The organism is Streptomyces sp. NPDC052016, from assembly GCF_044548445.1.
Classification (GTDB): domain Bacteria; phylum Actinomycetota; class Actinomycetes; order Streptomycetales; family Streptomycetaceae; genus Streptomyces.
Genome location: NZ_JBIUBX010000033.1, coordinates 105,144 through 123,187, shown reverse-complemented (window position 1 = coordinate 123,187; position 18,044 = coordinate 105,144). Strand labels below are relative to the sequence as shown.

The following is an 18,044-nucleotide window of genomic DNA, read 5'->3' as shown; positions in this document are numbered from 1 at the left end:
GCGGTCGCGAGGGTGTCCAGGTTGTTCGTCACACAACGATCTTGGACACCCTCGTTCACGTCTGTACGGGCACCCCTTGGAATAGATCATCTAGGGCGGACGTGCGGATTCACACCGGGGCGCGGCGACAGGGCTGCGGTCGGAGGACCGTATGAATCATGACGTTAGGTGATTGTCCGCGCTGTCTGGAGGAACGGTGGGATTGGCGCTGGAACCGTTGCGTTTCGAGATCCTTGGGCCGCTACGGGTTCTCGGAGCGGGCGGGGAACTGCGGCTCGGACGTCCTGCGCGAGGCCCGTCTGGCCGTACTGCGCAGCCTGCCGAACGCGACGGGCGCGCCGTCCGCCGCGGACGGCGCGGAGCCCGACGGTGCGCACCCCGGCGCGTCGGAGCCGCTCGCGGAGTACTCGTGCCTCCTCGGTGTCGAGCGGCTCCAGCGTCGGGGAGCGGGCTCCGGGCCCGGTCACCAGACCGGAGAGCTGGTCCCGGCCGGTGAACGATGGTGAGGCAGCCGGGTGTGCCGGGCTGCAGCGCCCGCACGTGATCGCTGTCGCGTACCGGGAGCTGACGGCCGGACGCAGATTCCTCGTTCTGCTGGACAACGCGCGCCGAGGAAGCCGGAACCCTGACGTGGATCGGCGACACCCACCGCGCCATGGGAGACCACGGTGCCTCGCGGAAGGCGTGGCACAGCGCCCTCGCCCTTCTCACCCGACTCTCCTATCCCGACGCCGGTCGACTCCGGGCACGGCTCGACGGTTTGAGTGAGGCGGCTGCCTGCGCGACGGCCGCGGACGGCGCCTGACGGGGATCGGCGGCGCGGCGGGCACGGGTCCGCCGCACGGTCGGTCCGGCGCCCGCCGGTGTCGCCGCGGACCCCGGTCGAACCGTGTGCGCCCCGGTCACAGCAGGCGTCGGATGTCGCCCCGGACCCGGTAGAAGCCGCCGGCCGCCGGGTGCAGCGCGTCCACGACGTAGCGGGCACCGGGCTCGCGTATGGCGCGGGGGAACTGGACCTTCCAGGAGGAGTCGTAGCCCTCGGACACCACGTGGACGCGGAGACGGCCGCCCTCCTGGACGCACTCGACCACGATCGACCCGGCAGGGGCCCGGGCCACGGTGGTCATCGCGTTGACGGTCGTCACCGGCGCGTGGACCGGCAGGGCCGCGGCGAGCTTGATGTCCCGGGCCACCGGTACCGTGCCCTGCTGGGCCGCGGAGATGGCCGCCTCGCTCGCGTCCACGCAGACCAGCGAACCGTCCGTGGTCACCAGGTAGAGCCGCTCCTCGTGATACTGCATCGACAGCGCCGAGCCGCCGCCCGTGCTCAGCTTCCACAGCCGCGTACCGTCCTGGTCGAAGCAGTAGACGGACGAGGAGGAGTCACCGGCGAAGACGAAGCGGCCGTTGGGCGACGTGGCGCACGAGTACACCGCGCTGTCGCAGCCGTAGGTGGCCTCGACGACGCCGGTCGCCTTCGACAGCCGTTGCACCACGCGGTGCGCCGTGCCCGCGTACACGGCCCGGTCCTCCTGCCAGCCGAACAGGACACCGCCACGGGTGGGCGTGTGCCACAACTCCCCGGTGCCGTCGGGCGCGTAGGCGGTGACGCCCCCGAAATGGCCGTGGTAGACGGCCCGGTCGTCGGCGCGGACCATCCAGGCGTGCTCCCCCTGGCTGCGGCGGGCCCACTGGTGCTCGTCCTCGTGGTCGATGACGGTGAGGCGGCCGTCGCGATCCGACACGTGCAGGATGCCCTCGTGGATGTCCAGCCAGAAGATGTCGACGTCGGCGGCGATGTCGTACGCGGCGAACGGCAGCTTGGAGGACAGGTCGTAGACCTTGCCGTCGTCACAGCCGGCGTAGATCCAGAAGTCGTCGGCGACCAGGCACTTCACGCCGTCCGGCAGGCTGAAGCGCGCCCGGACGCCGCCGTCGTGGTCCAGGGTGTACACGTCACCCGCCTGGTTGCCCACCCAGCAGTGCTCGTCGTCGACATGGATCCCGAACGCCGACGATCCTGTGCGGAACCGCCACAGCACGGGTGCCACGGCACGTGCGGTGGACGGAGCGGAGGTCACCTGACGCCGGGTCACCGGGCGCGGGGCGCGCTGCCCGGGTACGGCCGGGGCGTAGCCCTTGCGGACCTTCTCCCCCACCTTCTTCGCTGCGGCGGCCCGTGCCTTCTGCGGAGTGGGGAACGTCGTCGTCTGGGTCTGCCCGGCTGCGCCGATCCGCCCGTAACGCACCGTCACCACCGGGCCGTCGACGGCCACTTCATAGAACTTGTGGGCACCGCCGCCCTCCTGCGACAGCTCCAGATACGTCGTCGACACCGTGGACCCGGCAGACATGACAGACCCCTCCCCAGGACGGACCCGCGGCCTTTCCGGCAGGTCCCAGTGCCCACAACAGTAGGAGGAGCCACTGACAGTCGCCCCGGATCACCCCGGGCGGTGCGAGTCCGGGCGGTGCGACGCACGGTCGGTGCGACGCACGGTCGGTGCGACGCACGGTCGGTGGCGACGTCCGGACACCCTCGATGTCCGACCGGCCCGTTCGCGATCATGGGTCGGCGGGCACGCGCGGGCTCCCGCGTGGACTCCGCCGAGCCCGACCGTGAGCGCACCGACAAGACCGGAGAACAGCGCGGGGCGCGCCCGCGCCGCTCGGTGCCCACTCCGCCGGTCAGCGCCCGCGCGGGGGACGGCGCGCTCCGAGCCGGGACTCCACCTGCGTCACAGCTTGGCGCCGAAGTTCTGGGTCCAGTACGGGCCGCCGCCCCCGTCGTGGATGCCGACGCCGATCTCCTCGAAGGCGCAGTTGAGGATGTTGGCGCGGTGGCCGGGGCTGTTCATCCAGGAGGTCATCACGGCTTCGGGCGTCTGCTGGCCCTTGGCTATGTTCTCCCCGTACGTGGACCAGCGGTAGCCCGAGGCGGTGACGCGCTCACCGGGGCCGTCGCCGTCCGGGTTCGTGTGGTCGAAGAAGTCACGGGCGGCCATGTCGTCCGAGTGGCCCTGCGCGGCGTCGCGGAGCTGGGGGTCCTGACTGAGCGGGCCGCAACCGGCCGCCGCCCGCTCCTTGTTGACCAGCGCGAGGACCTGGGCGGCACGGCTTGAGGGGACCGACGGCGCCTCCGGCGCGCTCGACACGGGCTTCTTCGACGGAGCCGGTGCCTTCGCGGCCGACGTGCTCGCGGCCGGGCGAGGACTCGGGGAGGTGCTCGCCTTCTGCGACGGCGACGCGGACGGCGTCGGGGAAGGGGAGGGCGAGGCCGGCAGGGAACTCTCGCGAACGGCGTCGGGGGTCGCGTGTCCTGGGACGGGGGCGTCGGCGGCGGCCCGCGCCGCGGTCGCCGCCTCGGTCCCGGATCCGGGCTGGGTGCCGAAGTGGTAGAGGCCGCCACCGGCCACGCACGCCGCCACGACCGCGCCGCCGACCACCCTCCGTCTGGTGCGCCGACGTCGGCGGGCCTCGCCACGGGAGACGGCCTGCCGGCCCGCGGCGCGGTGGCCTCCGGAGCGGACCGACCGGCCCGCTTCCCGGCCGCCGTCGAGCGGGGAGGCCGAACCGGCCACGGCGAGCGCGTCGGCGCCGGGACGGATCCGCGCGAGGAGCGCGGGCGACGCCGCGACCAGCGCCAGGCCGGCCAGCAACCCCTCGGCGGGCATCAGACCGTTCCACAGGCCAGAGCAGCGGGCGCAGCCGCGCGCGTGGCGGGCTATGCGTTTGCGCCACAGCGCGGAGGGCCGGCCGTCCCAGTCCGCGAGTGTCCGGCGCAGGTCCTCGCAGGACGGCTGCGCGTCGAGCGCCCGCACGACCACCCGTGCCGCCTCCAACTGCGCCTTCATCCGCTGCACGCGGACCGCCGTGTGCTGCGGAGACAGCCCCAGGGCCTCGGCGACCTCGGCCCGGCCCAGTTCGCCCGCGCACTCCAGCCACCACAGCGACAGCAGCCCTCGGTCGTCGGGCTCGAGCCAGCGCGTCGCCCGCGCGGTCTCCTGGCGCTGGCCCGACAACTGCAGCTGCGTCATGGTCAGGTCAACGAAGTCGGCGCCCGGATCGGCGACGTCCGAGGCCTGCTCCACCGGGACCCGGTCCGACTGCCGGTCCTGCCAGTGGGCCCGGACCTGGTTCATGGTGATGGCGACCAACCAGGAGCGGAAGCTGGCGGGATCCCGGAGGGCGCCCAGTGAGTCGAGGGCCCGGAGCATGGTGTCCTGGACCACGTCGTCCACGTCCACCGACCCGTTCAGTGCCCGGCCCACGATGTTGTACACCAGCGGGAGATACGCACTGACCAGGGCGTCCTGGGCCTGCGTGTCGCCCGCTCGGGCGGCGGTCACCAGTGCCGCCGTGTCCATCGTGTGCTCTGTGCTCATGTGCGGTTTCCCTGTCGTCGGCGCCGAAGTTGCTGTCCGTCACATGGGAGATCCCTGAGGGGCCCTCGCATAACAGTTCTTCGGAAAGTCGTGCGAGGAGAGACTGGCCTCACGTCCCCTGCCACCGCAATGGGGGCGGTCACACCCGGATGCGGGCGCCGGCCGGAGTCCGCCGATCCCCGCACGGTCGCGTCCGTCCGGGTGGAGTGGGCCCGGCGGCGAACCGACTACGGCTCGAACGACGTTGTGCAGGACCCATCCGTCATCACAGGAAAGGTTCCTTCATGCGACGTACCGCCCTGTTCGCCGTCTGCGCCCTCATCACCGCCGCGGCCACCGGCTTCTTCGCCACCAGCGCCATCCGCCACCGCTGAGCCACCCCCGCGGGCCCTGTCCCACGGCCCGCGGCGCCGGGGCGGCGAACCTGTGCCGCCCCGGGCCGCGGGCGCTCCGCGCCGGGCGCCGCCCTGCCGCTTCCGTGCCGCCCGCCCCTCGCGTCCGGCGGGAACCCGCCATGGAGGGTTCTCCCCCACCGTCCACGCACCCATGACGGGCGCCTCCGGCACCGGGACGCTCGGTGGAGGCAGGCTCGAAGTCCGCTACGACGACGGGAAGTCGGTCGTGGCGTCCTGCGCGGCCCGGAGGAGGCCGGAGATGATCCACGCTCTCGGTCCTGGTACCGGCCGGTTCCGCGGCGGTGCCGTGTCCGGTTCCGGACACGCGTGCCGTCGCCGCCCGGCGTCCGGGACGCCCGCCCGGCCCTCGCCCCCGTCGCATGACGTGCCCTCCGGCGGGGAACACGGTGGCCACGTCTCGTGCCCGTCAACCCGTCTGGAGAGGACCATGAGTCTGCTGCGTCTGGTCGGTCGTCCCCTGCTGGCCTCGATGTTCGTCTCGGGCGGCCTGAGCTCGCTGCGAGCGCCCGAGCAGGTCGCGCCGGCCGCGGAGTCGGTCGTACGTCCCCTCACCGACCGCGTGACGGTTTTGCCCGACCGCACCGAGGAGGCCGTACGGCTCAACGGGGCCGTACAGGTCGCGGCCGGCCTGCTGCTCGCCACGGGCCGCGTGCCCCGGGTGGCCGCGCTCGCCCTCGCCGCCACCCTCGTGCCGACGACCTGGGCGGCCCATCGGTTCTGGGAGGCGGAGGACCCGGACGAGCGCGCCCAGCAGCGCATCCACTTCCTGAAGAACGCGTCCATGCTGGGCGGGTTGCTGATCGCGGCCGTGGACACCGAGGGCAACCCGTCCCTGGCGTGGCGCGGCCGGCACGCCGCCAGGGGCGTCCGGCGGGACGCCCGGCTGGTCCGGCGCTCGGTCCGGGCCACCGCCCGCCCCGCGGCCACCGCGGGGGCGGTCCGGGCGAAGATGACCCGCTGATCAGTTCATCTGCTCACCTGTCGAGCCGCTGAACTTCCGAGCTGACGAGCTGACGAGCTGACGACGTGCAGGTTCCGGCCGCCGCGGCTCGCAGTCAGCCGCCCGCCTCGCCCATGCTGAGCCCACGCGCAGAACCGCTCCGACGGGCCGGCCGTGCCGAGGCTGGCACCGGGCAGGTGCGAGGTCACTGCAGGCGACCTCGCACCGCCCGTCCGGTGCCGGCCGCGGGGTCACCCGGTGCGTTGCCGGATCCAGCGCAGCGTGCGGGTGAAGACGTCGTCGACCTGGGCGTCGGACAGTCCGTGCCACACGTGGTCCGCGCCCGGCAGCGTCCACAGTTCGACAGCGGTCCCCACCTCGCCGAGGCGGGCGGCGAGCCGGCGGCTGTGATCACAGGCGACCATGGAGTCGTCCTCGCCGTGCGCCAGCAGGAAGGGCGGAGCTCCCGGCCGGACCTGGGCCTCGGGACTCGCCTGCCGTGCGAGGTCGGGCACGTCGGCGGGGGGCGCGCCGAGCAGGAGCGCTTCGGGGCTGCCCGGGTCGTCGCCCTGGCGGGTGAGGTCGCTCGGCGCGTACCAGGCGACGGCGCCCTTCAGCCGTGGTGCTCCGGGGGACAGCGCGAGCAGCGCGGCGAGGTGCCCGCCCGCCGATTCGCCCCACACCACGACGCGCTCGGGGTCCGTGGCGAGCTCGGGCGAGCGCCGGACGAGCCAGCGCAGGGCGCTGCGCAGGTCCTCCAGCGGAGCGGGGAAGAGTGCCTCGCCGCTGAGCCGGTAGTCCACGGAGGCCACGGCCAGCCCGGCGGCGGCGATCCTCGCGAACGGGCCGGGCTCCCAGCGCCTCGTCCGGTAGCCCATGTCCTCGCGCCTTCCCCGGCGCCAGGCGCCGCCGTGCACGAAGATCACCAAGGGTGCGGGCGACCGGCCGGGGCGGGGCTCCGGCAGCCACAGGTCGAGTTCGAGCGGGCGCGCGCCGGGTACGTCCGCGTAGGGGACGCCGCGCAGCAGGCGGACCCCGTCGGCGAGGACGGCGGCCGGCGGCAGCGGAGCCTCGTCCGGGTGCGGGGCCGCGATGACGGTGCGCAGGTCGTTGTCAGGATTCACGGGAACGCCACTGGTGGTCGGGCAGGAAGCGCACATCGTACTGCTGGGGCACGGTGGCGAACTTGGCCGGCTCCGGCACGTACGGCTTCTGGGGCAGGCCGGGGGCGTCGACCGGGGTGCCGAGATTCTCGAAGAAGCGCTCGAAGGTTCCGCCGGGACCGGCGGCCACTCCGACGATCCGGCTGCCGTGGCGCTCGATGCGGTAGGCGTGCGGGCAGTTCTTCGGTACGAACCCGAAGTCGCCGCTGGTCAGCAGCTTCTCGTACTGCTCTCCCGCGGTGTCCTCGACGAAGAGCCGCACGGCCCCGTCCGTCACGTAGAAGACCTCGTACGTGTCCGGGTGGAGGTGCGCCGGGATGGTGTCGCCCTTGGGGCCCTCGCAGGTGAAGAAGTTGAAGCTGTTCTCCGTCTGCTCACCGCCCGCGTAGACGGTGAACAGGTCGGTGAACAGGTGCGCGCGGTCGCCCATGCCCCGCTCGATGAAGTACGGCTTGCCCGGGTCCGGCGGAATGTGTGAGGCACGGCGGTAGCGGGTGGCGTACTCGATGGTCATCGGTGGTCTCCTCGGGATGGCGAGTGGCCGGATGTCAGTAAGGCTGACATTCAGTATGTCAGCTAGGCTGACATGTGGCACGTGTGATGTGCAAGACTTCGTTTTCTCTCTGGTGGTGAGGAGCTCATGGACGGCGGACACCGCAGCCTGCCGCAGTTGCTGGGTGAGGGCCGCAAGTGGTTCGACGACGCCTTGCTGGCGGCGCTGGAGGCGGCCGGAGCCGAGCAGGTGTCGTCCACCCAGCTGCAGCTGTTCGCGGTCCTCGACGAGCGGGGCACGACGGTGTCGGAGCTGGCGCGGCGCATGGGAGTCACCCGGCAGACCGCGCACAAGGCGGTGCACACCCTGGTGGCCGTGGGTCTGCTGGAGCAGGCCCCTGACCCCTCCTCGGCACGCCGGCTGCTGATCCGGCGCACCCCGAAGGGCCGACGCGCGCACGAGCGGGCGACGCACATCCTCGACGGGCTGGAACGCGTCCTCGCCGCGCGGATCGGGGAGCGCTCCGTCACCGAACTCCGCGCCCTGCTGGAGACGCCCTGGGGGGAGCCGCCGGAGCCTGCCGCCCCCGAGGACTGACAGGGTCGCGTGGCGGCGCCGGGGACCGACAGAGTCGCGTGGCGGCGCCGAGGCGGAGGCGTGTGCGCGTGGGTGCTACGGCAGCAGGCGCTGTTCCTTCGCGACGGCGACGGCGCCCGCGCGGGTGTCGACGCCGAGTTTGTCGTAGATCCGGCGCAGGTGGGTCTTCACCGTGGCCTCGCTGATGAACAGGGCGCGGGCGATCTCCCGGTTGCCGAGGCCGCGGGCGAGCTGGGCCAGGATGTCGCGCTCCCGGTCGGTGAGCGAGGGCCGCGGGCTGCGCAGGTTGGCCATGACGCGGCTGGCGACCGGCGCCGAGAGCGCCGTCCGGCCCTGGGCGGCGGCGTGGATGGCGGCGAACAGTTCCTCGGGGCGTTCGGCCTTCAGCAGATAGCCGGTCGCGCCCGCCTCGATGGCGCGGGTGATGTCGGCGTCGGTGTCGTAGGTGGTCAGCACGAGGACGTGCGGGGCGGTTCCGGGCGCCGTCGTGAGGCGGCGGGTGGTCTCCACGCCGTCGATGCCGTCGCCCAGTTGCAGGTCCATCAGCACCACGTCGGGCGTCAGCCGTGCCGTGAGGGCGAGCGCCTCCTCGCCGGTTCCCGCCTCGCCGACGACCTCGATGCCGGGAGCGCTGTCGAGGAGGGCGCGCAGCCCGGCCCGTACGACCACATGGTCGTCGCAGACCAGGAGGCGCACGGGGACCCGGGCGGAGGCGGCGGCGGTGTCGGTCATCGGGTTGTCTCCAGGGGGACGACGGCGGACAGGACCGTGCCCTCGCCGTGCGCCGACTCGACGGTCAGGGCGCCGCCGAGCTGCCCGAGCCGGGCGCGCATGGCGGGCAGACCGTGGCCGCGCCCGCCGGCCGGGGAGGCGGGCGGTGCGGCCGGGCCGAAGCCGCGGCCGTTGTCGGTGACGTCCAGGACGACCTGGTCGTCGAGAAGGGTGAGGGTGAGCTCCGCCGAGGTCGCGCCCGCGTGTTCCCGGACGTTGGCCAGGGCTCCCTGGGCGACGCGCAGCAGGGCGGACTGGACGCGCTCCGGCACCAGGGGCGCCCGTCCGGCGGCGTCGATGTGGACGCGTACGGAGAGGCGGTCGCCGGACTCGCGCGCGGCCAGGGCGCGCAGCGCGGCGTCGAGACCACCGCCGCGGGCGAGGTCGGCGGGGGTCAGGTCGTGCACGAAGCGTCGCGCCTCCGCGAGGTTGTGCTCGGCGACGGAGGCGGCGGAGCGGACGTGGGTGCGCGCCTTGCCCGGATCGGACTCCCACACCCGGTCCGCCGCCTGGAGCAGCATGCGCTGGCTGGACAGGCCCTGCGCGAGGGTGTCGTGGATCTCCATGGACAGTCGCTGGCGTTCGGCGAGGGTGCCCGCTCGGCGCTCGGACGCGGCGAGTTCGCGACGGGTGCGGATCAGGTCGTCGATCAGTGCGCGCTGCCGGGCCGCCTGTCTCTCGGTCCGCAGGAACACGGCTGTGGCGATGGCCGCGACGGCGGGCGGCGCGAGCAGCAGGTTGGGGTCGACGTGCCCGGCGAGTCTGACCTGCGCGGCGACGACGAACGCCGTCAGTACGGCGACCAGGACGAGTGCCGCGCGGGTCGGCAGGGTGCGCAAGCCGGTGTAGAAGAGGGGCACGGCGCACCAGGAGAAGCTGGGCGCGAGCACCACGAGGACCATCCACACCACGACGACCAGCGCGAGCCACGCCGGCCGGAGCAGGGCGGCTGCGCGGCGGACCTGTCCGGGGCGGTCCGGTCGCACCCGGTCGGCCGGCGTCCCGGGCGGCCGTTCGCGTCCCGGCGCCTGCTGATCCGTCCGGCGCTCGTCCTGCCTCGCCTCGGTGCCGACCAGGGCGGAGCCCACAAGGTGCAGGGCCGCCAGGACGAGAGACAGGGCGATGATCCACGGGGTGCGGGGCTCGCCCGGATGGCGCGTCAGGAAGCGGGCCAGGGCACCCCCGAGCAGCAGGAAGAACGCCGCGTGCATGACGGCGCCCAGCCATCGGCTGTCCGGGTCGTCCGGCTTCGGTATGCGCACGTGCCTCCTTCCGCCCGTCTGCCCAGTCCTGCCTTGCCCTGTTGCGCTGAACTGCGCAAACACTCCCATTGTCACGGCTCGGGGCAGTCGGCGGGTCAACCGATCGGACGACCCCGCCGTCACCCGTTCCGAAGGCCGGGAGCAGCCGGAACACCGACCGTCCGCCCCGGGCTGCCGGGCGAGGGTGGACGGCAGACGGGCAGCCGGGACCACAGGCGGGCTGCCCCACCATCCGAGGAGCAGACCAGCATGAAGACCCTCTCCAGGCGTGCCCGCATCACCACCGGCGCCGCCGCCCTCGCCGCCGTCGGCGCGGCGGCCTTCGGCACGGTGTCCGCGAACGCCTCCGCGCCGGCCGCCGTACCGCCCGTCGCCGCCCCGGCCGGCGCCACCACCACCTCCACACACCTGACGGTCGACGCCGCCGCCCGGGCCGCGCAGGCCGCGCTCGACGCCGCCGAGGCGGACGGCCAGCGGGTCACGGTCGCCGTCGTCGACCGCAACGGCAACACCGTCGTCACCCTCCGCGGCGACGGCGCCGGTCCGCAGTCGTACGCGTCGGCGGAGCGCAAGGCGTTCACCGCGGTGTCCTGGAACGCACCCACCTCCGAGCTGGCCGCCCGCCTGGAGCAGACGCCCCGGCTGAAGGACATTCCCGGCACCCTGTTCCTCGGCGGCGGTGTCCCGGTCACGGCCCGCAACGCGCCGATCGCGGGCATCGGTGTGGCCGGGGCCCCGTCCGGCGCGATGGACGAGAAGTACGCGCGGGCGGGCGCGGCGGCAGTGGCCCGCTAGCGATTCCCCCGGTCGCGCGGCACCGGCCCGTCAGCGCCCTCCCGCCGGGCGCGCGGCACGGCCCGCTGCGACGGTGCGCCCGCGTGGTGTGGCCTCGCCTCATTTCAGGACGTCGACGAGGTGGGGCACCACCCGGGTCAGCCGACGCACGCCCCACAGGATCAGGAGCGCGCCGAGCACCTCGGGCAGCAGCCACCAGCCCGTGCGGATCGTCTCGTCGAACAGCACGACGCCGAGCAGGAGGCTCACCGCCGCGTCCCCGATGGTCAGCGCGGGCTGGGAAGCCACCAGCGGTCCGGCCTGCAGGGCGTTCTCCAGCAGCAGGAGTGCCGCGACGCCGGTGAGCGCGAACCCGTAGGTCTGCCACGTGGTGAGGAAGGCGGGCAGTCCGGCGTCGGCGAGGCGTGCCGTGGCGGACTTCAGCAGCGCGGCGGTCAGCGCGTAACCGATGGCGGCCGCCGCCGCCAGGGCGGCGGCACGGAACAAGGGCGACGACGAGGACCGGGCGGCCGCGACCGCCGCGGCCATCGCTCCCAGGGCGCAGGCCACCACCGGGATCCACCGGTCCATGGGGGCCTGGTGCTGCATACCGGAGGGGGCTGCCGCGGCCAGGAGCAGGGCGAGTCCGCCCACCACTCCCCCGACGGCCCACCAGGCGTCGGACGACAGCCGTCGGTGCAGCAGGGGCACGGCGACCAGGAGGGCGAAGGGCAGCTCGAGGATGAACAGGGGCTGCACCAGGGCCATGGGCCCGTTGACCAGGGCCAGCGCCTGGAACACCGCGGCTCCCAGTACGCCGGCGATACCGATCGACCAGGCAGGCTGCCGCGCGAGGGCGAGCAGGAGCCGAAGCCCGCCGCCCTGGGCCACGGTGGAGGCGGCCTTGCGCTGGAACGCCGTACCCACCGCGTTGCTGGCGGCCCCGAGGACGGCGAAGAGCACGGCGAGCACGATCATCCCTCCACCATGCCTGGCTTTCGCCGCGCCTTCAGCACGGGCGGCGAACGGACGCCGACGACTCGTCCGCGAGTCGGTTCGTCCGCGAGTCGGTCGCGCCGCGCGGGGCCCGCGGGTCCGGTCTCCTCACCCCCGGTTGCGGAAGTCCGTCCGTCATGCCCGGTATGGACCATGCAGACCTTTCTGCCGTATCCCGACTTCGTTGCGTCGGCCGCCGTCCTGGACCCTCGCCGACTGGGCAAGCAGCGCGTCGAGGCGCTCCAGGTGCTGCGCGGACTGACGGTCGCGGGATACGGCTGGCGGCACCATCCGGCGGTGCGCATGTGGTCGGGGTACGAGGAGGCGCTGGTCCGCTACGGCCTGGAGGTCTGCGCCGTGTGGACGGCGAGCGGACATGCCGACACCTGCGCCGCCTCGCTGGTGACCGGCTTCGGCCGGGAGCGTCCCGACGGCGGCGTGCGCACGCAGGGACAGCTCGCCGCGGCGGGCGAACTGCCTCCGTGGCTGGGCGACCCCGCCTTCCACCTCAGTCACCGGTCGGCGCTGGTGCGCAAGGATCCGGCGTTCTACGCACCGCTGTTCCCGGATGTCCCCGCGGATCTGCCGTACGTCTGGCCGACGTCGGACCGGGCCCCCCGGCCCGAGGGGTGACCGTCACCCTTTCGGGTGGTGGTCACCTCGGCGGCCGGGGTACACGGCCGCCAGCCACGGCAGTGTCTCGGGAAAGGGACGAGGATGGACCGATCAGCGCTTCGGGCAGTCGGGTGGGCACGCACCCTCCCCATGGACAGCACGGTGAAAGCGGCCCGCGACTGGGCCCGTCAGCACCTCGACACCCTGGGCTGGACCACCGAAGCCCCGCAGACCGTCGACGCCGTCGTGCTGACGGTCTCCGAACTGGTCACCAACGCCCACCGCCACGCCCGCAGCAACGCCCAGCTGGTGATGACGTGGGACAGCCGCTGCCTGCACATCGCGGTCCACGACGCCTCGGCCGAACTGCCCGCCCCCCGGCAGCCCGGCATCGACCATGTCGGAGGGCGGGGCATGCTGCTCGTCGACGCGCTGGCCGACAGCTGGGAAGCGCACCCGTGCCCGCACGGCAAGACCGTCACGGCCTGCTTCCGCCCGTCTGCGGCGAAGCCCTGAGCCCTGTCAGGCGGCCGAGCCGGTCGGGGGAGGTCATCCGTCGAGGCGGCAGCGGGTGAGCAAGGTGGCGGGGTCGGCGTTCCGCGGCCGGGAGACGGTGCGGTTCGCGGGTGGCCGGTGGCCGGTGGTGAGCCAGCCCTCCAGGGCGGTGAAGGCCGAGCGGTGGCAGGGAAGGAGGGGCCGGAGCCGGTCGGGGAAGCTGTCGACGAGTGCGTCGGTGTGGGTGCCGTCCTCGACGCGGTAGTACCGGAACAGGTCGCCGCGGCCGGCTTCCCGGACCATCCGGGCGTAGACGTCGGAGTCCTGGCCGATGGGGAGCAGGACGTCGAGGGTGCCGTGGAGGGTGATCAGCGGTTTGCCGATGCGGCCGGTCAGCGAGACGCGCTCCACCGCCTTTCGGACGGAGGCGGGGCGGGTGGTGTAGTCGTAGTCGGCGTCGCAGCCGGGGACCGATCCCGGGGCGCAGTACGGTGTCCCGGCCTCCGTCACGCCGTCGAAGGAGGGGTCGAACTCCTCTCGGTAGATGCGCTGGGTCAGGTCCCAGTAGACCTGGTGGTGGAACTGCCACAGGAACTCCGACCCGGCCGGGAAGCCCGCGCGGTGCAGCTCCGCCCGCGCCTGGTCGGCGGCGGGTCCGCCCGCCGCGAGGGCGGGGTAGTGGCGCAGGGCGGACGGCAGGAAGGTGAACAGGTTCGGGCCCTCGGAGCGCCAGAGCGTGCCTTCCCAGTCGACCCCGCCGTCGTACAGCTCCGGGTGGTTCTCCAGCTGCCAGCGCACGAGGTAGCCGCCGTTGGACATCCCCGTGACCAGGGTGCGTGCCGGTGGCCGCCGGTAGCGCTGGGCGACCACCGTGCGGGCGGCGCGGGTGAGCTGGGTGAGCCGGGAGTTCCATTCGGCGACGGCATCGCCGGGACGGGAGCCGTCGCGGTGGAAGGCGAGGCCGGTGTTGCCCTTGTCGGTGGCGGCGTAGGCGTAGCCGCGGGAGAGCACCCAGTCGGCGATGGCTCGGTCGTTGGCGTACTGCTCGCGGTTGCCGGGGGTGCCGGCCACGACCAGGCCACCGTTCCAGCGGTCGGGCAGCCGCACGACGAACTGCGCGTCGTGATTCCAGCCGTGGTTGGTGTTGGTGGTCGAGGTGTCGGGGAAGTAGCCGTCGATCTGGATTCCGGGCACCCCGCTGGGAACGGCCAGGTCCTTGGGGGTCAGCCCGGCCCAGTCGGCCGGGTCGGTGTGGCCGGAGTTCACGGTTCCGGCGGTGGTCAACTCGCCCAGGCAGGCGGCCTGCTGGTGGGCGGCACCCGGTACGCGTACCTGGGCGAGGCGCGCGCAGTGGCCGGCGGCCGCATCGGCGGCCGGCCGGGCACTGGCGTGCGACGGGAGCAGGGCCGCGGCAGCGGCCAGGGCGACGGCGCCGAGGACGGTGCGTCTCCTCGACGACGAGGCGGCGGCGCCGGGAAGCAGGGCCATGGAAAGCCTCCTGGAGAGCGGGAAGTTGACGCGCTGGAGGCTAGGCCGCTCCCGACCGGGCCGAACATGTGTGGGCCCACCATGACGACCGCCCGTCGTCAGTGGGCCGCCGCCATGACTTTCAGGGGCAGGTGGCGTCCGCGAGGGTGAAGTAGCCGGCGGGTGACTCCTTCAGGGTGTGGGTGACGAACACGTTGTACAGACCCATGTCCTGCTGGGAGCCCTTCGCGTAGGTGCGGCCGCCGCTGGTCGTGGCCCGTCCTGCCTGGACATGGCCGTAGTTGTGGTCGGTCCAGCAGACGGCCGTGGCCCCGGTGGTGCGCGCGGTGAGCGTGGCGGACAGGTGTCCCGTCCTTCCGTCGGCGTCGCGGGCGGCGGCCGCGTAGGTGTGGGAGGAACCGGGGGCCAGGCCGGTGTCCGTGTACGCCGTCGCGTCGGGCGTGGCGATCGGCGCGCCGTCGCGGTGGACGACGTAGCCGGTTGCTCCGTCCACCGGGTTCCACCGCAGGCCGACGGTGGTGTCGGTGACGCCGGTCGTGGCCAGGCCCGTCGGGGCGGGCAGCGCACCGGGCTGGGAGTTGGAGCCCGCCAGTCCGAAGAACCGGGAGATCCAGTAGCTGGAGCAGATCGAGTCCAGGAAGTAGGGGGCACCGGTGCTTCCGCACTGCTCGGTGCCGCTGCCGGGATCGACCGGCGTGCCGTGCCCGATGCCCGGTACCCGGTTCACCTCGACCGCCACGGAACCGTCCGCGGCCACGTACTCCTCCCGGCGGGTGGAGTCGGGCCCGATCACGGACGTACGGCTGGGTGTCTGGGACAGGCCGTGCAGCGCGGTCCACTGGTCGCGCAGTTCGTCGGCGTTGCGCGGTACGACGGTGGTGTCCCGCGCTCCGTGCCACACGGCCACGCGGGGCCACGGACCGGACCACGAGGGGTGGGCGTCCCGGACGCGCCCGGCCCACTGGGCCGGGGTCAGGTCGGTTCCGGGGTTCATGCACGTGTAGGGGCCGGTGTCCCTGGTGCAGTCGTACGGAATCCCGGCGACGACCGCGCCGGCCCGGAAGACGTCCGGATAGGTGGCGAGCATCACCGACGTCATGGCGCCCCCGGCCGACAGACCGGTGACGTGGATCCGCCGGGGGTCCGCGCCGTAGGCGGAGACGGTGTGCGCGGCCATCTGCCGGATCGACGCGGCCTCGCCCTGGCCCCTGCGGTTGTCAGTGGTCTGGAACCAGTTGAAGCACTTGTTGAGGTTGTTCGCGGACGTGGTCTCGGCGAACACCACCAGGAACCCGTACCGGTCGGCGAACTGGGGCAGGCCGGAGTGGTCGGCGTACACCTGGGCGCTCTGGGTGCAGCCGTGCAGCGCGATCACCACCGCGGGGTTCGCGGGCAGGGACGCGGGCCGGTGGACGTACATGTTCAGCCCACCGGGATTCGCGCCGAAGTCACCGACACGGGTCAGGCCGACCGCCGCGTGAGCGGTCGGCGGCGGGCCGAGGAGGGCCGCTCCCAGCACGAGCGCCACGACGGCGACGAGTCGGGCCGGCGCTCCCGCGCGCACGGGGGTTGCGGGGCGCGGCAGTGGAACGGCAGACGGGCGTGCGGAGGATTCACGGGACGGTGGGGGGACGGCTTCCCTGAACGGCGACGCGCGCATGGCGGCTCCCTCGGTGACACGCGGGGACACGGCACCGCTCGTTCACGTGGGGTACGCGAAGCGGGGAGAGCGGCCGGCCCGGTGCCCGGCACCGTAGGGTCGTTCAACGTGCAACGGTATGGCGGGAAGCACCACAGCCCGTCGGGCACGAGGCGGACCGGGGTGGATTGCGCCGCCGCGCGGCGTCTGCTAGGAGGTGTCCGCAATGTCGCGTCGTCCGCCCGGAGGGCGGGGCCTGCGGCGTCTGGTGCGTGCTCTCGGCGTGCCGGGCGGACGCCCGCGTACTGGTCGTACTCGGGTGTTCGCCCGGTGCGGCGAGAGTGCGTGCCAGGCGTCGCGGGCCAGGCGAGACTCGCGGACACCCCCTAGCCCCTCACCGGCAAGAGCGCGCCGTCCGCCGGTTCCTAGAGCAGGCCGAGGTCGCGGAGTTCCTTGTGCAGGTCGGCTCGCGGGTGGCCGGACGGCGCCGACGGCTTGCCTTGCGTGAGCTGCCCGGTGTCGCCGTCCGCGCGTCCGGGGCCGGCTGCGGGTCCGGATACGTCGCCGCGCGGGCGCCGGTTCCGGAACAGCCAGGCGCCGACCAGCCCGCCGATCAGCCCTCCGAGGTGCCCGAGCCAGCTCACGCCCGGCGTTCCGGGCACGGCCACGGTGAGCAGGTACGCGAACGAGGCCGCCATGACGACGCCGATCAGCGAGTCGATCAGGTGCCGGTCGAAGAGGCCGCGCACCACGACGTAGCCGAAGTACCCGTAGACCAGCCCGCTGGCTCCGACCGTGTTCGCCGCGCTCTGCTCGAAGATCCAGACCGTCAGTCCGCTGGTCACGGCGACGAGCAGGCTCAGCGCCAGGAAACGGGCGACGCCTCGGTAGGCGGCGAGGAAGCCGAAGACGAAGAGCGGCCCGGAGTTGCTCTCGATGTGGGCCCAGTTCCAGTGCAGGAAGGGCGCGCTGAGGACGTGGGGCAACGCACCGGGCTCGCGGGACACCACGCCGTAGTCCCGCGAAAGGCCGTACTCGGCCGCGACGTTGGCGAGCTGGACCAGCCAGACGAACGCCACGAACGCGAACATTACGAAGAACGCCTTCCGCGCCTCCGCGATCATCTGCTCGGGTCCGACGGGCCCCGCGCCGACCCGGTTCCTCTCCCCCATGCCCCACTCCCTCCCCCGACGGACGTTCCCGGCACACGCTACCGGCACGCCGGGCGGCCGCGTCGACCGGCGGCATCCACCGGGACGACCCCGACCTGAGCGTGCCCCGTCCGCGAAGAACGGCCTCGCGGCTCGAAGTGACCGGATCCGTCGGATCGGTCAGGAATCGAGAAGCGCGGGCAGGGAGCCGCCCCTAGCATGATCGTCATGGACATCACCATTCATACGACCGTCCTCCCCCACGACGACCCGGACGAGTCCGTGGCCTTCTACCGCGACATCCTCGGCTTCGAGGTCCGCAGCGACGTCGGACAGGGCAAGATGCGCTGGATCACCGTCGGCCCCGTCGGTCAGCCCGGCACGTCCATCCTTCTGGCGCCGCCGGCCGCCGACCCCGGTATCACCGAGGACGAGCGCCGCACCATCGTCGAGATGATGGCCAAGGGCACCTACGGCTGGATCCTGCTGGCGACCCCGGACCTCGACGGCACGTTCGACAAGGTGCAGGCCCGCGACGCGGAGGTCGTCCAGGAGCCGACCGAGCAGCCGTACGGCATCCGCGACTGCGCCTTCCGCGATCCCGCGGGCAACCTGGTCCGCATCCAGGAACTTCGCTGAGCCGTCCGGTCATCGACGCGGCCGTGACAGCCGGCGTCGCGACCATCCGCGCGGCACGCGGCGGCCGGCTCGCGCGGGCCACTGTTCTCGGCCACCCTTCGGCGGCCGACCCGCGCAGAGCCGCCGAGTACGAACCGCCGAAGGCCGGCCGCCGAGGGGCGGCCGTCGGGGGCGGCCGTCGAGGCACGCGCACGTCGGCCGGCCGGCCACAGGGGCGGCG

17 protein-coding genes are annotated in these 18,044 nt (G+C 73.4%); 7 read left to right on the top strand and 10 right to left on the bottom strand.

Features of this window, described 5'->3' with window-relative positions:
* Positions 1-233: 233 nt before the first annotated feature.
* Positions 234-506 carry a hypothetical protein gene (locus tag ACIHAR_RS34185; RefSeq protein WP_400023111.1) on the top strand — a complete coding sequence of 91 codons (273 nt, stop codon included), beginning with the start codon at positions 234-236 and terminating at the stop codon, positions 504-506.
* Between the two features lie 396 nt (positions 507-902).
* Here the strand turns inward: ACIHAR_RS34185 and ACIHAR_RS34180 are convergent, their stop codons facing one another.
* Both ACIHAR_RS34180 and ACIHAR_RS34175 read right to left on the bottom strand, forming a co-directional pair.
* A complete protein-coding gene (locus ACIHAR_RS34180) occupies positions 903-2,354 on the bottom strand; it encodes a WGR domain-containing protein (RefSeq protein ID WP_365454016.1) in 1,452 nt (483 codons plus the stop codon).
* Between the two features lie 384 nt (positions 2,355-2,738).
* Positions 2,739-4,385, bottom strand: a complete 1,647-nt coding sequence (locus tag ACIHAR_RS34175) for a sigma-70 family RNA polymerase sigma factor (protein WP_400023109.1) — start codon at positions 4,383-4,385, stop codon at positions 2,739-2,741.
* A gap of 843 nt (positions 4,386-5,228) precedes the next feature.
* Between ACIHAR_RS34175 and ACIHAR_RS34170 the strand changes: the two genes are divergently transcribed.
* Positions 5,229-5,762: a DoxX family protein gene (locus ACIHAR_RS34170; protein WP_388751227.1), complete on the top strand. Its 534-nt coding sequence runs from the start codon at positions 5,229-5,231 to the stop codon at positions 5,760-5,762.
* A gap of 230 nt (positions 5,763-5,992) precedes the next feature.
* On the opposite strand, the gene ACIHAR_RS34165 is transcribed toward ACIHAR_RS34170, so the two are convergent.
* Both ACIHAR_RS34165 and ACIHAR_RS34160 read right to left on the bottom strand, forming a co-directional pair.
* Entirely contained in the window at positions 5,993-6,865 is an 873-nt protein-coding gene (locus ACIHAR_RS34165) for an alpha/beta hydrolase fold domain-containing protein (protein WP_400023106.1), read from the bottom strand.
* The gene (locus ACIHAR_RS34160; protein ID WP_400023104.1) at positions 6,855-7,418 is read right to left on the bottom strand and encodes a quercetin 2,3-dioxygenase; all 564 of its coding nucleotides are present in this window, start codon (positions 7,416-7,418) and stop codon (positions 6,855-6,857) included. The genes ACIHAR_RS34165 and ACIHAR_RS34160 overlap by 11 nt, the downstream gene beginning before the upstream one ends.
* A gap of 126 nt (positions 7,419-7,544) precedes the next feature.
* On the opposite strand from ACIHAR_RS34160, the gene ACIHAR_RS34155 reads away from it, so the two are divergent.
* A complete protein-coding gene (locus ACIHAR_RS34155; protein ID WP_365465444.1) occupies positions 7,545-7,994 on the top strand; it encodes a MarR family winged helix-turn-helix transcriptional regulator in 450 nt (149 codons plus the stop codon).
* Positions 7,995-8,069: 75 nt separating this feature from the next.
* Here ACIHAR_RS34155 and ACIHAR_RS34150 read toward each other — a convergent pair whose 3' ends face one another.
* The gene (locus ACIHAR_RS34150; protein WP_400023102.1) at positions 8,070-8,726 is read right to left on the bottom strand and encodes a response regulator; all 657 of its coding nucleotides are present in this window, start codon (positions 8,724-8,726) and stop codon (positions 8,070-8,072) included.
* Positions 8,723-9,976: a sensor histidine kinase gene (locus ACIHAR_RS34145; RefSeq protein WP_400023121.1), complete on the bottom strand. Its 1,254-nt coding sequence runs from the start codon at positions 9,974-9,976 to the stop codon at positions 8,723-8,725. The genes ACIHAR_RS34150 and ACIHAR_RS34145 overlap by 4 nt, the downstream gene beginning before the upstream one ends.
* Positions 9,977-10,276: 300 nt before the next feature.
* On the opposite strand from ACIHAR_RS34145, the gene ACIHAR_RS34140 reads away from it, so the two are divergent.
* Positions 10,277-10,822, top strand: a complete 546-nt coding sequence (locus ACIHAR_RS34140) for a heme-binding protein (protein ID WP_365465439.1) — start codon at positions 10,277-10,279, stop codon at positions 10,820-10,822.
* A 99-nt stretch (positions 10,823-10,921) separates the two neighbouring features.
* On the opposite strand, the gene ACIHAR_RS34135 is transcribed toward ACIHAR_RS34140, so the two are convergent.
* Complete coding sequence (locus ACIHAR_RS34135; protein ID WP_365465436.1) at positions 10,922-11,779, bottom strand: DMT family transporter; 858 nt, start codon at positions 11,777-11,779, stop codon at positions 10,922-10,924.
* 171 nt (positions 11,780-11,950) lie between these two features.
* Between ACIHAR_RS34135 and ACIHAR_RS34130 the strand changes: the two genes are divergently transcribed.
* Both ACIHAR_RS34130 and ACIHAR_RS34125 read left to right on the top strand, forming a co-directional pair.
* A complete protein-coding gene (locus ACIHAR_RS34130; protein WP_365465434.1) occupies positions 11,951-12,430 on the top strand; it encodes an MSMEG_6728 family protein in 480 nt (159 codons plus the stop codon).
* 84 nt (positions 12,431-12,514) lie between these two features.
* Entirely contained in the window at positions 12,515-12,928 is a 414-nt protein-coding gene (locus tag ACIHAR_RS34125; protein ID WP_400023100.1) for an ATP-binding protein, read from the top strand.
* A 33-nt stretch (positions 12,929-12,961) separates the two neighbouring features.
* Here ACIHAR_RS34125 and ACIHAR_RS34120 read toward each other — a convergent pair whose 3' ends face one another.
* The 3 genes from ACIHAR_RS34120 to ACIHAR_RS34110 all read right to left on the bottom strand — a co-directional run bounded on the left by ACIHAR_RS34120 (position 12,962) and on the right by ACIHAR_RS34110 (position 17,206).
* Entirely contained in the window at positions 12,962-14,395 is a 1,434-nt protein-coding gene (locus ACIHAR_RS34120) for a 3-hydroxybutyrate oligomer hydrolase family protein (protein WP_400023099.1), read from the bottom strand.
* A gap of 121 nt (positions 14,396-14,516) precedes the next feature.
* Positions 14,517-15,959 carry a PHB depolymerase family esterase gene (locus ACIHAR_RS34115; protein WP_400023098.1) on the bottom strand — a complete coding sequence of 481 codons (1,443 nt, stop codon included), beginning with the start codon at positions 15,957-15,959 and terminating at the stop codon, positions 14,517-14,519.
* Between the two features lie 500 nt (positions 15,960-16,459).
* The gene (locus tag ACIHAR_RS34110) at positions 16,460-17,206 is read right to left on the bottom strand and encodes a rhomboid family intramembrane serine protease (RefSeq protein WP_400023096.1); all 747 of its coding nucleotides are present in this window, start codon (positions 17,204-17,206) and stop codon (positions 16,460-16,462) included.
* A 207-nt stretch (positions 17,207-17,413) separates the two neighbouring features.
* Here ACIHAR_RS34110 and ACIHAR_RS34105 point away from each other — a divergent pair, with 207 nt between their 5' ends.
* Positions 17,414-17,824 (top strand): VOC family protein, encoded by a 411-nt coding sequence (locus tag ACIHAR_RS34105; RefSeq protein ID WP_365465420.1) that lies wholly within the window; start codon positions 17,414-17,416, stop codon positions 17,822-17,824.
* Positions 17,825-18,044: the final 220 nt, after the last annotated feature.

Excerpts from the sequence above, each read along its gene's own strand:
- ACIHAR_RS34130 (WP_365465434.1), top strand. The coding sequence starts at position 11,951 with ATGCAGACCTTTCTGCCGTATCCCGACTTCGTTGCGTCGGCCGCCGTC.
- ACIHAR_RS34160 (WP_400023104.1), bottom strand. The coding sequence starts at position 7,418 with ATGACCATCGAGTACGCCACCCGCTACCGCCGTGCCTCACACATTCCG.
- ACIHAR_RS34170 (WP_388751227.1), top strand. The coding sequence starts at position 5,229 with ATGAGTCTGCTGCGTCTGGTCGGTCGTCCCCTGCTGGCCTCGATGTTC.
- ACIHAR_RS34150 (WP_400023102.1), bottom strand. The coding sequence starts at position 8,726 with ATGACCGACACCGCCGCCGCCTCCGCCCGGGTCCCCGTGCGCCTCCTG.
- ACIHAR_RS34105 (WP_365465420.1), top strand. The coding sequence starts at position 17,414 with ATGGACATCACCATTCATACGACCGTCCTCCCCCACGACGACCCGGAC.
- ACIHAR_RS34135 (WP_365465436.1), bottom strand. The coding sequence starts at position 11,779 with ATGATCGTGCTCGCCGTGCTCTTCGCCGTCCTCGGGGCCGCCAGCAAC.
- ACIHAR_RS34155 (WP_365465444.1), top strand. The coding sequence starts at position 7,545 with ATGGACGGCGGACACCGCAGCCTGCCGCAGTTGCTGGGTGAGGGCCGC.
- ACIHAR_RS34140 (WP_365465439.1), top strand. The coding sequence starts at position 10,277 with ATGAAGACCCTCTCCAGGCGTGCCCGCATCACCACCGGCGCCGCCGCC.
- ACIHAR_RS34180 (WP_365454016.1), bottom strand. The coding sequence starts at position 2,354 with ATGTCTGCCGGGTCCACGGTGTCGACGACGTATCTGGAGCTGTCGCAG.
- ACIHAR_RS34175 (WP_400023109.1), bottom strand. The coding sequence starts at position 4,385 with ATGAGCACAGAGCACACGATGGACACGGCGGCACTGGTGACCGCCGCC.
- ACIHAR_RS34110 (WP_400023096.1), bottom strand. The coding sequence starts at position 17,206 with ATGGGGGAGAGGAACCGGGTCGGCGCGGGGCCCGTCGGACCCGAGCAG.
- ACIHAR_RS34145 (WP_400023121.1), bottom strand. The coding sequence starts at position 9,976 with ATGCACGCGGCGTTCTTCCTGCTGCTCGGGGGTGCCCTGGCCCGCTTC.
- ACIHAR_RS34125 (WP_400023100.1), top strand. The coding sequence starts at position 12,515 with ATGGACCGATCAGCGCTTCGGGCAGTCGGGTGGGCACGCACCCTCCCC.
- ACIHAR_RS34120 (WP_400023099.1), bottom strand. The coding sequence starts at position 14,395 with ATGGCCCTGCTTCCCGGCGCCGCCGCCTCGTCGTCGAGGAGACGCACC.